The sequence below is a fragment of the Segatella copri genome (assembly GCF_002224675.1).
GTDB classification, from domain to species: Bacteria; Bacteroidota; Bacteroidia; order Bacteroidales; family Bacteroidaceae; genus Prevotella; species Prevotella copri_U.
This window is the reverse complement of the sequence record NZ_NMPZ01000033.1, coordinates 1-13,646: the sequence shown is the minus strand read 5'-3', so window position 1 is coordinate 13,646 and position 13,646 is coordinate 1. Positions and strand designations below refer to the sequence as shown.

16 protein-coding genes are annotated in these 13,646 nt (G+C 42.1%); 15 read left to right on the top strand and 1 reads right to left on the bottom strand.

The genetic code is table 11. The features are described 5' to 3' along the window. The 15 genes from CFT61_RS14770 (at nucleotide 1) to CFT61_RS14695 (ending at nucleotide 12,631) form a co-directional block, all read left to right on the top strand. Nucleotides 1-768 (top strand): hypothetical protein, encoded by a 768-nt coding sequence (locus tag CFT61_RS14770; protein WP_089545164.1) that lies wholly within the window; start codon nucleotides 1-3, stop codon nucleotides 766-768. Further along, nucleotides 746-1,189, top strand: a complete 444-nt coding sequence (locus tag CFT61_RS14765) for a helix-turn-helix domain-containing protein (RefSeq protein ID WP_254919003.1) — start codon at nucleotides 746-748, stop codon at nucleotides 1,187-1,189. The genes CFT61_RS14770 and CFT61_RS14765 overlap by 23 nt, the downstream gene beginning before the upstream one ends. 491 nt (nucleotides 1,190-1,680) lie before the next feature. Continuing rightward, on the top strand, nucleotides 1,681-2,907 hold the full coding sequence (locus CFT61_RS14755; RefSeq protein WP_089545161.1) for an OmpA family protein: 1,227 nt from the start codon (nucleotides 1,681-1,683) through the stop codon (nucleotides 2,905-2,907). Between the two features lie 20 nt (nucleotides 2,908-2,927). Next, nucleotides 2,928-3,842, top strand: coding sequence for a FimB/Mfa2 family fimbrial subunit (locus CFT61_RS14750; RefSeq protein WP_089545160.1), 915 nt, complete (start codon nucleotides 2,928-2,930; stop codon nucleotides 3,840-3,842). Between the two features lie 61 nt (nucleotides 3,843-3,903). Next, on the top strand, nucleotides 3,904-4,818 hold the full coding sequence (locus CFT61_RS14745; protein WP_089545159.1) for a fimbrillin family protein: 915 nt from the start codon (nucleotides 3,904-3,906) through the stop codon (nucleotides 4,816-4,818). A 33-nt stretch (nucleotides 4,819-4,851) separates the two neighbouring features. Further along, entirely contained in the window at nucleotides 4,852-5,841 is a 990-nt protein-coding gene (locus tag CFT61_RS14740) for a fimbrillin family protein (RefSeq protein WP_089545158.1), read from the top strand. Between the two features lie 31 nt (nucleotides 5,842-5,872). Then, nucleotides 5,873-7,375 carry a fimbrillin family protein gene (locus CFT61_RS14735; protein WP_089545157.1) on the top strand — a complete coding sequence of 501 codons (1,503 nt, stop codon included), beginning with the start codon at nucleotides 5,873-5,875 and terminating at the stop codon, nucleotides 7,373-7,375. Nucleotides 7,376-7,636: 261 nt separating this feature from the next. Continuing rightward, nucleotides 7,637-8,005, top strand: a complete 369-nt coding sequence (locus tag CFT61_RS14730; RefSeq protein ID WP_176425630.1) for a LytR/AlgR family response regulator transcription factor — start codon at nucleotides 7,637-7,639, stop codon at nucleotides 8,003-8,005. Nucleotides 8,006-8,178: 173 nt separating this feature from the next. Continuing rightward, nucleotides 8,179-8,757 (top strand): hypothetical protein, encoded by a 579-nt coding sequence (locus tag CFT61_RS14725; protein ID WP_089545155.1) that lies wholly within the window; start codon nucleotides 8,179-8,181, stop codon nucleotides 8,755-8,757. Nucleotides 8,758-8,759: 2 nt separating this feature from the next. Continuing rightward, complete coding sequence (locus CFT61_RS14720) at nucleotides 8,760-9,611, top strand: DUF2589 domain-containing protein (RefSeq protein WP_089545154.1); 852 nt, start codon at nucleotides 8,760-8,762, stop codon at nucleotides 9,609-9,611. A gap of 24 nt (nucleotides 9,612-9,635) precedes the next feature. Continuing rightward, entirely contained in the window at nucleotides 9,636-10,415 is a 780-nt protein-coding gene (locus CFT61_RS14715; protein ID WP_142990654.1) for a hypothetical protein, read from the top strand. 72 nt (nucleotides 10,416-10,487) lie between these two features. Beyond that, nucleotides 10,488-11,057, top strand: coding sequence for a DUF2589 domain-containing protein (locus CFT61_RS14710; protein WP_254919004.1), 570 nt, complete (start codon nucleotides 10,488-10,490; stop codon nucleotides 11,055-11,057). Further along, entirely contained in the window at nucleotides 11,047-11,277 is a 231-nt protein-coding gene (locus CFT61_RS14705) for a hypothetical protein (RefSeq protein ID WP_228113774.1), read from the top strand. Before CFT61_RS14710 ends, CFT61_RS14705 begins: the two co-directional genes overlap by 11 nt. 13 nt (nucleotides 11,278-11,290) lie before the next feature. Beyond that, complete coding sequence (locus tag CFT61_RS14700) at nucleotides 11,291-11,770, top strand: hypothetical protein (RefSeq protein ID WP_089545151.1); 480 nt, start codon at nucleotides 11,291-11,293, stop codon at nucleotides 11,768-11,770. A gap of 60 nt (nucleotides 11,771-11,830) precedes the next feature. Then, nucleotides 11,831-12,631, top strand: coding sequence for an N-acetylmuramidase domain-containing protein (locus tag CFT61_RS14695; protein ID WP_089545150.1), 801 nt, complete (start codon nucleotides 11,831-11,833; stop codon nucleotides 12,629-12,631). 96 nt (nucleotides 12,632-12,727) lie between these two features. On the opposite strand, the gene CFT61_RS14690 is transcribed toward CFT61_RS14695, so the two are convergent. Further along, entirely contained in the window at nucleotides 12,728-13,480 is a 753-nt protein-coding gene (locus tag CFT61_RS14690) for a hypothetical protein (protein WP_089545182.1), read from the bottom strand. Between the last annotated feature and the right edge of the window lie 166 nt (nucleotides 13,481-13,646).

Below are 13,646 nucleotides of genomic sequence, written 5' to 3'. Positions count from 1 at the left end.
ATGGATTCATTATTTCTACTTCAGTTTGCATGCTTCATATTCATGCTCATCAATGCCTTCATCGTAGCAATCTCTCATCTGCATGTAAGATGGGAGAACAAGCGGTATGAGCGTTCTCGATGGATGATCGTTGCTGCCCTGATAGGACTGGCGATACAATATGTGCTGCAGATGACTTTCGGGTTCCGTGCTATGCACGATAATCTGGGGGCGGTCATCAACATCCTCCTCTATACCCCCTGCTTCTCGCTCATCTCCATAGGAATCTACAACATAGAAACCACCCGTGCTAACCTCAGAAAGATGATACTGATGTGTAGTGGCATTTATGCTGCCATCATTGTGGTCTTTTGCGTGGGTATCAGTCTTCATCATAGCCTGTATATCAGAGAGGGGCTTTATCTGATGCTGACTCTGTTTTGCGTAAGTGTTTTCTATTGCATATACATGATTATTCAGGAGATGATTAGGCGTAAAAATATGTTGGAGACAATGGCTGCAACGGATTTATTGCCTTACGTAAGATATTCGCGTGCCAGTGTAATCATTCTATGGCTCGCAGTTCTCGCTATGCCAGTTGCCATCTTTTCTACTACCTTATTATATATAGTAGGTCCAGCCGTATTGCTTGCCTTGCTATTCTTCAATCTTACATTTATTGCTCTCGGCAGCAGTTATATCCCTACCGAAGAACTCTTGGATAAAGAAGTGGAAAACGATGCCTTGGTGGGAACAAAATATAGGTATGGGGGGGGCACTTTCTGCTAAACAGCAGACCTCTGCTGATAGCAGAACAGAATCTTTACAACCACTTTCCGATGAGCGCAGAGATTTCATCCAGAAAAGTCTTGATGCATGGTGTGCGAATTTAGGATATAAGGACAGTACTGTGAATATGCTTACCCTCTCTCGCACACTTTGTATCTCCAAGGATGAGTTATCTGTATTCTTCGACCAGTATCTGAAAACTACATTCAGAATATGGCTTGGTGATATACGTTTCAATGCGGCAAAGAAGATGATGTTTGAATTTCCAGACTATAGTAATGACATTATTTCTGCCGAGTGTGGCTTCTCTGCCCGTACCTATCTGTACCGGATATTCAAGTCAAAGGAAGGTTGTACGCCTACCGAATGGCGAGAAGAACAAGTTGCAAATGCAGCACCAGATGATAAAAAACAGGATTAACCATTTTTCAATAAATACCAGAAATACGCATAATAAAAGGGAATAAATCGTTAAAATGGGTGTCTACTTCCTACGAAGTAGACACCTAAAACATAGGAAGTAGACACATTGACAGGGGAATGCGCCTCCTTTTTTAACAGAAAAACACTATCTTTGTGCCATGAAAGAAATGTTAGAATCTATACCAAGGATAGAATTAGCCCTGATCATCATCGGGGTGTTTGTACTCATATTAGGTATTATCTTGGGATATGCCATGATACATGAGTACAGGATATATCTTGATGATCACTATAAGGCTCGCTATAGCTTTCGTGACTTCATCAAGAGGGAACGCTTTTATATATATTTGTTCTTTGCATCCATATTTATCTTCCTAACAAACCTCTTGTATTTTCTGGAGTGAGTTTCGGATAGAATGGATGAATTAGCTTTATGGTGGATACTTGTCCTGTAATTGGAGATAGATCTTTATTTTTACGGTAAAAAAAATGAATGATATGATAAATTATTTGACAATAAAAAATCGGTTGCTGGTTGCAATACTTGCATTTATTCTTCCATTTTCTTTTGCGAGAACAGAAGTAAAAGAAGATGGAAAGACTATTTCGCAAGGCTGGTACGTCGGAGTAGAGGGTGGAATGCCTTTCGGTTTCTCTACTTTCTCAAGTTTCGGACATGACAAGACGCACCTCGGTTGGGCTGCTGGCATATATGGTGGCTATCGTTTCAACTCCATATTCTCGGCAGAGTTATCTTCCAAGTATGGAGAAATAAACTTGTCTGCACAAGACTGCTGCGTAGAACGTAACTATTGGTTGGGCAGCGATGGCGTGCTTTACAAGGCAGGTGTCTTAGGCATGGACAGTTGGGAATATGCCAATCTGAAAAGCCATGTCAGAATGGGCAGATATGGGGCAAGAGTGAATATCAATCTCCTTGGACTGTTCCATCAAACAGCTAACAGCCGATGGGATTTGGCTGTTTCACCTCATATATATGCAGTAACGACCAAGGCTGATATTCAGACTATAGCCGATGATGCTAAGGTGATGAAAGGTTCTACCAACTGGCATTTGGGTTATGGTGCAGATTTGCAGGTGGGCTACCAACTGACCTCATGCCTGAAATTGGGCATCTATTCCGGTTTGACTCGTCTTACTGGCGAACGTATGGACGGAATGCCAGAGCATCTGCATAAGAACAACTTTGTTTGGGAAAGTGGAGTAAGATTGGGGATAAACCTCTCTAAAAAGAAGAACAAGATAGCAGAAACTCCATCAGTTCCACAAAAGGAAGTTCTACAACAAGAACCAGTTTCTTCGGAGAAGGTCAATCAGAAAGAAACAGTAGATAAGGCAGAAACAAAAGTTGCAGAACAAGACATAAAAGAATCTGCAAAGGTGACTTTCCCTGTTATATATTTCACCTTCAATAGTATCGACATCCAACAGAATGAAGAGACTAAATTGAATGCTATTCTCAAGACATTGAAAGAGAATCCGAACATGAAGGTGACGGTAACAGGTTGGTGTGACACAAAAGGCAGCGTGACTGTCAATAAACGTATATCTCGCCAGCGTGCAGAAGCCGTAAAGACTTGGCTTGTGAAGAATGGCATAGAGGCTAATCGCATTACTGCAATAGGAAATGGTAGCGATGACACCCAAGATGCGGATAAGGCTCGCCGAGTAGAGACTACAGACAATCATAAGTAACCCATAAAACAAGATAGAAAATGAAAGCAAAAAGAAGATTTAATATTTGGTTATGGGTGCTGTTATGCGTCCCATGCCTATTGGCAAGTTGCGACCATAATGTTCATGATGGTGAGGAAGAAGGAGGCTTGTCGGTATCGCTCACTTGGGCAGATGAAGCCGACCAAGGTACGGATGTGAATGACGTGAAACTCTGGATATTCAATGCCGATGACGGTTCGCTTGTAGAGGAAAAACATTATGGTAGTGCGCAGGAGGTAGCAAGCCAACGCTTTGCTCTTCCTGTAGGGCATTATCAGATTCTGGCTGCCACCAACCTTATAGAACCGTTTTTTATCGGTGAGGCTACAAGGGCGACCCTCAACATGAACCAACTCATGTTTGGATTGTCCAATCCAAGTGCCTCTCCCGACCATGCCTATTATGGAGTCACGGACATCGTTATTGACAAATCAAATGTCAACTACATAACAAAAAATGAAATGCGCCATATACTTGCAGAATTGACCATCTTCATTGAAGGAGTTCCTGACAATTTTGCAATGATAGGCAAGGTTCTGAATGTGGCAACCGGACTCCTTCCCCTGCAAAAGAATGAGGATGGAACATTCGGGACGGCAAGCTATACCAAGGAAGAGTGTGATATACCTTTGAGAATCGCAGTGCCTGGCGAAACTTTAAAAACGGAAACATTACGCTTGATGCCGACAGCCAACGGTTTACATACCACCAAGTTGTTTATCCAACTGATTTCTCCTGGGGGAGTAGTTAGCAACTACGACATCGAAGCTCCTGTCATGAAGTCTGGCGGCAAGTACAAGATAAACTTGGAATTTGAGGAGATGAAACCTTACATGTATCTTACGAGCACGAAGATAGATGATTGGACTGAGGAATGGATTTATCGTGGTGAAATCCTGAATCCTGAAGATTAAGCGACCCTCTCATTTAAGCAAGAATCAAAACAAGAATATAAACATATAATAGTAAAAGACAATGAAAAAGAAAACTTATCTCTTTGCCCTGATGGCAATGGCTTTGACATTGGGCAGTTGTTCTGACAACGAGAACGGTATCGGAGGCGAGACCTCCAAGTACATCACCGTTTCAACCAGTATCGGCAATATGACACGTGTTGCAACAGATGAGAAGGGTGGACAAACCTTTGAGGAGGGTGATGAAATCAGTGTGTATGCCTGGACTGGCGATGCAACTGTTGCTCCAGAGACACGCGAGCGTGTGGTGAACAACGCTATCAACAAGTTGACTAACGGTTCATGGGTATCTACTCCACAGATGCTTTGGAAGAACAACCGCGACAAGCATTATTTCATCGGTGTATACCCTATTTCAGCAATATCCGACCTTTCTGCCGGAGAATATACATTCGATGTGAACAAGCAAACAGAAAGCGACCTCTTGGTGGCAGTCAACAAAGATGGCTTATCCTATAATGTCGATGAACAGCAACCTGTTCCTCTCACCTTTACCCACGTGATGGCAAAACTTGTGGTGAACCTTACCTATAAGAACCAGTGGGGAACAGAGGGACCTACCGTAGATAAGGTAGCTGTAGGCAATGCCGCAAAAAAAGCAACCATCAATTATCTGACCAAGGTTGTCACCCCGTCTGCTGTAGCAGAAGATAAAGCAGACTTCGACATGCCAGCATTAACCGCCAACAAGCAATATGCTTCCATCATCATCCCGCAGGATGGTGTTCAGAAGATAATCATCACCATTGGCGGCAAGGACTTCATCTACGACAACGGAACTCCTTTCAAGTTTGAGAGTGGCAAGATTACCACCGTCAACCTGGAGGTAGGACGTGATGTCATAAAACTTGGCGATGTAAGCATCTCCGACTGGGGTTCTACAGGCGAACCTATCAAGGGTGAGGCTTATGATTAACGTTCTTAAAATTAAAACATAAAAATCGACAATATGAAAGCAATTAAAACATTAGCAATGGCAGCTTTGGCAACGGCAGTTTTTGCCAGCTGCTCAAATGAGGATGGATTACCACAGAGTAATTATCCAATGGACAATGTGGTCAGAATCATGACAAGCGTAGATGGCATGAATACCCGTGCCTCTTACGGAAACAGCACCGACAACCTTAATTCGTTTGGCTTCTGCATCAAGAATGCTAATAGCGAAAAATATACCTATGATAATATCAAGGTAACAAAGGAAGGCAGCAATTGGATTCCTGCTACCCAGATGTTGTGGCAGAATTCAACTACCGCTGTTGATATTCTGGCTTATGCGCCATATCAGGAGACTACAGAAGATGCAAGTGGCAAAGTTAAAGTCTTCGGAAAGACTGATTATGCCTTTTCTGTAAAAGAAGACCAAAGCAATGCTGAAGACTATTCATCCGACCTTATTGTATATAAGCAAACAGGATTCACGCCTGGTTTGGAATTGAATACCAGCAAAGCGGTTGATGTCACATTCACCCATCTCCTCAGTCAGCTGAATCTCACTATCGAGTTGAGAGACCAGTTTAATCAGGATGAAGAAAAGCCTGTTACGTCAGCAACCGTAACTGATGTCAAGGTGGATGGCACCTTTATCCGCAGTAAGGTGAATTTTGCAGCAGACCCTATAAGTGTTCAATTTGACGGCATGGCATCAAAAGCCATTACTCCTGAAACTGTAGCATTCACGAAGGCTGATAAAACAACCGACCATGCCACCTTCAAATATTCTGCCATTGTGATTCCGCAGAGAGTTTACGCAGGACAATTATGTATTAAGTTCAAGGTGGATGGCACTGATTACATCTGGACTGGCACCGACAATGCGCTATTTGAATCTGGTAAAAAATATGACCTGCATCTGTTAGTTGGTAAGGATGTAGTGCAAGGGGGCGCCATAACAGCGAAGCCTTGGGGAGAAGAAACCATTATCGAAAAAGAGACTGATTAAAAATTTGTTTGACATTTAAAATAGACAAGATATGAAGATTACAAGATATATGGGAGCATTTGCAGTTATAGCAATGCTTGCCGCTTGCTCTACTGATGACGAACTGGGAGCTAACACTGCCGCCAATGAGGTGAAGATTACTGCCAACGTTGGTGGAAACAGCATTTTTACCCGTAGTAATCCATTGGGTACAGAAGAGGAACAACAGAATTTTAATGAGAACGATGTAATCAGTGTAACGACTGAGGGCAAAACCGTTATTTATAAGAAGACGGGCGAGGTATGGGCACCTGCGAATGCTGGTGACTATCTGGTCTGGACGGGTAATGCCCAGGCTTTCGAGGCTTGTTATCCTGAGAAGGCGGATGAAAGTACCACCAATTCTTTCTCTGTAGGTTATGTCTCAGCAGACCAATCTACAGTTGACAAAATAGAGAAGTCAGATTATATGATAAGCAGAGAAACTATAGAAAAGGCATATATACCTTCCGACAGACAGTTGACATTGAACTTTGAACGTCAGACGGCTCGCGTCATTGTCAAAGTAAGCGGGTTTGGAGATGAGTTCAAAGATCTTAACCCTACACTTTCTGCCGTAGAAGTTTATTCTAAGCTGAAAGTTCCTGCAGGAGATGGTGACAGCTACGCAGCTATCAAAACTTATAAAAAAGAAGAAAGTGGCAACAATGTGTTCTATGCTTTGGTATCTCCTGGAGATGCCAATTCTACAGAGAAATTCCTCAAACTCACAGTGACATACAATGATGGTGAGGTGATCAACCCTACTCAGACTAAAGAACTGTATGTAACGGGAATTCCTGCTCTTGACAAAGCTATGAGCTATACCTATGATGTAAAAATAGGTAAGGACAAAGCTACAATCGGAAGTGTAAGTGTTGCGGATTGGGGTAAAGGAGATGCAATTACCGGTGGCGATGCTGTAACAACTACAGAAAATGCCGTACTAATTATAAAAAATGCTTTGGCTGTGGGCAATACGAACATTGTAATCAAAAATTTGGCTGCAAATGCAGATATTAGTGTGTTTAATGCTATAAGAGAAGCTCTAAGCAGTGCAAGTGATGGCAGTATAGATTTAACTGTTTACGGAGTTGAGGCTTTGCCGTCTAGTGCATTTTTTAATTGTAAACCGCTGAAAGTTATTAGCTTGCCAGATGTAAAGAGTATAGAGTCGGTGGTTTTTCAGGATTGTATTGGTCTTAAAACAATCTATGCTCCGATAGTTTCATCTATAAGTGACTTTGCCTTTGCCGATTGTCCAAAACTAAATTCGGTGACATTAGGTAATATTTCCGCTGCAGGTATCAATATCTTTGATAATGTAAATACTGAATCTGTAGATTTAACTTTGTCAAAAGATCAAAAGGTTATGACAAAAAAAGCTATTGATGCGTGGCAATCTGATGAATCTAAGAAGTATGCAGATTCTCCGGATCATGTACAACAACAATTTCTTGGAAAAATATTCCACTCCATAAAATGTGGACGTAATACATATCCAAAAACAATTTAGAAATTAATAACATTAGATAAACTCCTAAGCTGGGCAGGAGTATTAGGTGCTCAGCAATTATATTTACCCACACCTCACGGGAAACGACAAGGGTCTATATGCCACGATGACAAGTGGCGTATAGACCCTTCATCGTACCCTGATGTCTGTTTGGTGGATAATATGGCTGTATGGTGGTTTCGTGCTACCTGTTTTCATGGTTTGAAGTACCTTTGCGTTAATCGTGAGGTGCTCAAACAAAATTATATTATGAGAACAGAAATGAAAGCATCAAACGAGTGTTTGTACCCTACCGATGTATTCTTGGTTAGTTGTGGTATGGGATGCAAGCGCATCACCGTCAGTGACATTGCTTATATTGAGGCAATGAAGGACAACTGTGTTATTCACATGATTGACGGCAAGTGTTACACTCAATCTTGCCCCATGGGAGACATTGAGCCAGAGTTGAACCCGAATATGTTCAAGCGCATTCACCGTTCTTTCATCGTCAACATTCGCTACATCGATATGTACTATTATGGACATGTCGTTTTGGAGAATGGTATGGAAGTACACATTGGAGACAAGTACCGTGAAGACTTGAAATCCTCGTTTCACTTTTGGGGTTCGAGAAATCGAAACAAGTAAGATTTTGATGGTATAACAGGTTTGTATAGCCTGTTTGATGGACACAAAGCCCGTCTGGTGGAAATAGTTGCACCAGTCGGGCTTTCGCTATATCTTTGCACCATCAACGTTGAGAGGCGGGTCCTGAAAAGCCTAATAGTAAACGAGTAAGGAGCGTAATTTTAAAAGAATGTATGAAATTAAACATTTCTATTCCAGAGTATGAAAAATATTCTGTTAAGTACGGATATGAGAGCATTGAAAGATCAAAAGCTAAGTTTGATTCTCTTCCTTTTTTGTATCGAGCAGACACTCGAACTCCAGAGGTAATTAAGCACAATGGATTTATGGCAAGAAATCCATTGAAACTTGAAGACGCGAAGGAACTCGTTAAGAAAATATTCTGTCGTGATGCAAGTATTTTGACTATTCATGTGCGTGGTGCAGATAGCATTGGTAATATCTTTGTTTCGACTGCTGACACACCAGACTGTATGGGACATTTCACAAAGGAAAATATCTATGTTATCTCCACAGAAGACATTCATGAAGTGCATCCATCTAAAGAGGTTTTGGGTGAAGCAATAACCAGGACTGCAAAATTTGGGCCTCGATTGTATTTGAATGCAAAAACATTGGAAGAAACAACATTCATTGGAATTCGCCCATATGAGAATTCTGGAGAAATTATTGTACTTACACCTATTCCTGCTAATCAGGTTCTTGGTGTTGGTAATGCTGAAGATTTTAATTCATTTGTAACATTTGATTAATTATGGCAATTGACACAACTCCTTCGCAGGTAGCAACCAATGCGTTGCAGGCGATTCCCTTCGGTAGTATTATCGGAGGTCCGTTGAAAGCATGTATCGAAGCGCAAGCTATGGCTGCGCAGACATCATGGCAGTTTATTCAAGAAGTAGGATTGAACACTGACCCAAATACTGGTCAGAAAGAAGCAGTAAATGTTTCTTTTCAGTTCATGCAGAACGGTCACATGGTTCAGTTGAATGTTCCACTGTTGACGATTGTACCTATCCCGTACATCGCCATCCACGACATTGACATCAATTTCAAGGCGAACATTTCTGCATCCTCTTCAAGTGTTAGCGAACAGTCAAGCAGCTCGGCACTTGATGTTGGTGCTGAGGCAAGTATTGGCGCAAAATGGGGAGCTTTCCACATGGATGCCAAGATGAAGGCTAACTATTCATCCAAGAAGGACTCAAAGGCTACACAAGAATCTAAGTATAGCGTAGAGTACACTATGGATGTGGCAGTCAAGGCTGGTCAAGATAGTATGCCAGCAGGTCTTGCCAAGGTTCTTGAACTTCTTGGTAATACACTTGATGTTTCTGACCCAGATGGAACTTTGGAGGTTAGTGCTCGTGAGCTTACCCTCACTGATGGTAAGGCTACCCTTATCGCTACCTACAAGAACAGCAAGGGCATCTTCGAGCCTGAATCTATCAAGATTGACGGTGTAACAGGTAAGGTAAGCGATGATAGCGTGGTCTTTGAACTCAAAGAGGCTAAGACCTATACTGTTATTGCAGGTAAGAAGAAGGTTTCGGTTGATGTGCAGAACGTAAAGCCTGACACAAAAACAGACACAACCAAACCATAATATAATGTAAATTAAAGGAATCTTATGGCTCAATTAAGTACTATAATCAGTTCAATACTCCGAGACATGATAGTGGCACAACATGAGGCAAATATGTATGCCATGTCATTGGAGGATGTTTACAAGCAAAATGGACGCTTGGAACAGTTCGCCCTTCCAACAGTTGCTGTTGGTGAGGTGGAGCTTGACTTGCGCTATGGTGTGAAAAGTGACTCTGCCCAAACAGAGCAATACGAAATCAACTATCCTCTGTTGCGCAAGGTTGCCAAACAAATAAGTATTGATCTTGCCAAGGCAATCATCAAGAGCACCCTACCTGTGTTGCAATCTCTCTTTCCTGAGGATGGAACGGATAGTGGCACTAAGGTGTTGGCAAATTTTGCCATAGATGATAATTTGAAAAGAAAATATAGTGCTTTTTTGAGCCGTAAGATTCTGAAAGCTATGCAGCAGAACTTCACTTCTCTCATCAAGGATGATGGAAGTGTCAACGAAAGTGTTCTACTTGACTGTATTCTTTCTGTATGTGATGAAAATTTGCTTGGACATGAAGACCTGCAAGTACTATTCAACAGACCTGATGGGGAAAATACCCGTAAAGATATACGAGATAACTTGGAGAACTTCTTGAAAAATATGATGCCATCATTATTGAAAGACATCAACTTGAAGCGCAAGCGAATCATACCATCTGTAGATGTAACATTGAACTCTGAGGAATTGGCAAACTTGCCAGAGGAATGCATCCATACCTTGCATTTCCACGTTTCGCCAAATAACATCAAACTATATTCTGAGGAATAAAATATTGTAGAACCATAAAATAGAAAGATTATGCCTACAGGAAAAGATATAAAACGAACAAGTAGCCAAGTGATGGAGTTGAAAGACCTTATCTCCGGTCCGTTGGCTGCTACCATTGACGCAGACTCCATAGCGACTAGACGTTATTTGAGCTATCTGATGGAATTGGCTTTCGAGTCATACGACAAGGAAACAGGCAAGGTTGGTGAACTGCGTATGCTTGAGTTCAACTATCAAAGCCACGATGTAGATGGTACACATCAACAACAGGTAAAGATACCATTGCTGACATTAGTACCGCTGCCATTGCTTCAAGTAAAAGAAGCTGATTTCGATTTTGACATTCAGATAGTTGATGCCCTAAGTGCAGATACAGATGCCACATTTTCATTAAAGAATGGTGCAATACCTCAGGAGAAAACAGCAGAGGGGGTCAAGCTACGAGTTTCAATGGCCTCCGCAAAAGTCGAAGGCTCACGCAAGAGCAGTTCACAACAATCGCTTACTGCCAACATGAAAGTGAAGGTAAGGATGGAACAGGCTGATATGCCTGGAGGTTTAGCAAACCTCCTGCATCTTACCACCAACAATTTGCAGATGGAAGCTGTAGAAGAAGGAAAGGAGGCAAACCATGATGAATAATAAGCAGCAACAGCAAGTGCCAGGCATGGCTTGTCCACAGTGTGGCAAGTTTATCCCTACCACCATCACCGAATTGCTGACTTCTGGATATCTACGTTGTCCTTACTGCCTATTGAAGCTAAACATAGACAGGCACAAGTCGGCTACGGCTCTGAAAGCTCTCGCCAAGGTAGAAGCTGCACAGAAGCGAGTGGAAAGTACAAGTAAGTTTAACCGATAAACTCTATATAACAATGTGGTTGAGAAGAATATGGACAAGAATAAGAGACACAGTCAGCAAAAAGTTTGGCGTATGGGTGGATAAGGAATGTCCTCTCATTGAGGATGAGGACGATTCTGTTGGCGAAAAGGCTATCAAGGAAGTCGTGGACAAATCCTTGTTGGAAGGATCCATTATATCGTCTTTGGAAAAAGCTAAGAAGGAAAAGGTTGTCAAGGTGAAGAAAAGGCAAGGGCGCAATATTTGGGAAGTCAGACCTGCCACCTTTGTGGATGCCTACCTATTCCTCATAAACCTGTCGTGCATGAAACGTGAATGGTTGCAGAGACATATCAAGGCTGACAAGACAACGTTCAGCATGGAACTTGCCGATGGCTATGTCCTTGAACTGACTGAAGGTTGGAAGCGTATGGACGCAGAAGCCCTGCTACGCATCAGCAAAGACAGGAAATATACGATGAAAGTATATTTCTATAAGGGGGAAACGGCATAAAGAAGAAAGCCGTGTTCTACAATAAGTCAAAATGACAATAACATGTAAAAATTAGAAATTATGCAAACATTAAAAAGAGGTGCATCTGGTACAGATGTTGAGTTGCTTCAGCGATTGCTCTGCAAGAAGGGCTATCACGTAGGAGCTGATGGAATATTCGGTAATGATACCGAAGTGGCTGTCCGTAATTTCCAAAAAGACTACGGATTGGTATCCGACGGAATAGTTGGTCAACGCACATGGGATATGTTGCAAAGCGACAGTGCCCAGTCTTTGGCTTCCTTGCGTCTCACAGAATCGGATTTCAAACACGCAGCAGAGCTGCTTGGTGTGGAAGTTGCCGCAATTAAGGCTGTGCTTGAAGTTGAAACAGGCAACAAGGGCGGTTTCCTTGCTGTTGGCAAACCTACAATTCTATTTGAGGGACACATTTTCTGGAGTCAGTTGAAGAATAGAGGCATTGATCCTGCCAAACATCAGAAAGGCAATGAAGACATCCTCTATCCCAAATGGACGAAGACCCATTATCAAGGTGGCTTGAAGGAATATGACCGTTTGGAGCGTGCAAGAGCTATCCATCGTGAAGCTGCCGATTCGTCTGCAAGTTGGGGATTGGCTCAGATTATGGGATTCAACTATCAAGTGAGCGGTTGTAAATCCGTCAGCGAGTTTGTGGAGATGATGACGGAAAGTGAGGGCAAGCAGCTGGAACTGTTTGTTCGGTTTATCAAAGGCAACCGATGGGATGGCTATCTTCGAAATCTTGACTGGAAAGAGTTTGCCCGACATTATAATGGCTCTGGGTATGCCCAGAATCAGTATGACAAACGATTGGAAAAAGCCTATGCAAAATACAAATAGGAATACATCTGAACCTCCCACTATATAGAAAGGTCTGCTATATAATGGGAGGTTGAATTGCATTATACACCTCTAAATTACTAATAGTTCCGTTGTCTAACGATTGCCAAAATTACTTTTAATCTCTTTAGACTCTCGCAATAGGCGATTGGCAATGCTGTCTTTATAAGCTGCTATTTCTATCATTTTATAATGGTGGCGGACAGAATCCTCATAAGCAGTAACACGATTTCTCACATTCTCAATAACTTCTTTATTTGGGCATACAGAAAAGTTCTTTTCGATGTATCGAACATTGGGGTCATCGGATGGAAGCACCATCTTCAAAGCCCGATACTTCAAATCTGCCTCCTCCCAATCTTGATGCTCTCGCCATTGGGTGAGATTGCCCCAAATGGAGATGACAAGAGATAGAGCCAAGCCTCCAATGAAAAGAAGAACATACTTTGAAGTTGGCTCGAAGCGATGAGTCACTACTTTCTTCAGAGGTGTGTTATCCATTGCGTGAAGTTTGTCCTGCACAATTTTTGATGTGGCATTCAGCTCTTGTTTCACCTGATTAACAGTATCAAACAAGAGTTTACTTCGCTGTTCGCCGTTGCTTGCTTCTTTCTTGGTAAGGTCGGTAAAGATGCAAATTGCCTCTCTTAATCTTGCCAATTTGTCAATAGCTTCCCCTTCTTTTACAGCCATAGCAAGAATAGCTTTTTCAAGTTTGCTTGTATCAACACTTACAGAGACTGGAGTGCTTTCCGCCTCTGTATTCTTTGGTGAGGCAGAAAGTTCATCGACTTTCTGCTCCAATCTCTCAACTGTGCCGTAGATGGCTTCCAATAGTTCTTCTTTCATCTTTCTTTTGTTGTTTGAATGGTTTGTAACTTGCATCAAAGGCTAAAGCCTCTTCTGCGTTTCTTCTTTTTCTTCTTGGATGATTCATCCTCTGGGAATTGCTCAAAGGTCTGAGCATTGGCTGGAGCAAAAAGTCCAATGGAAGAAATACCATTCCATGGGTTCT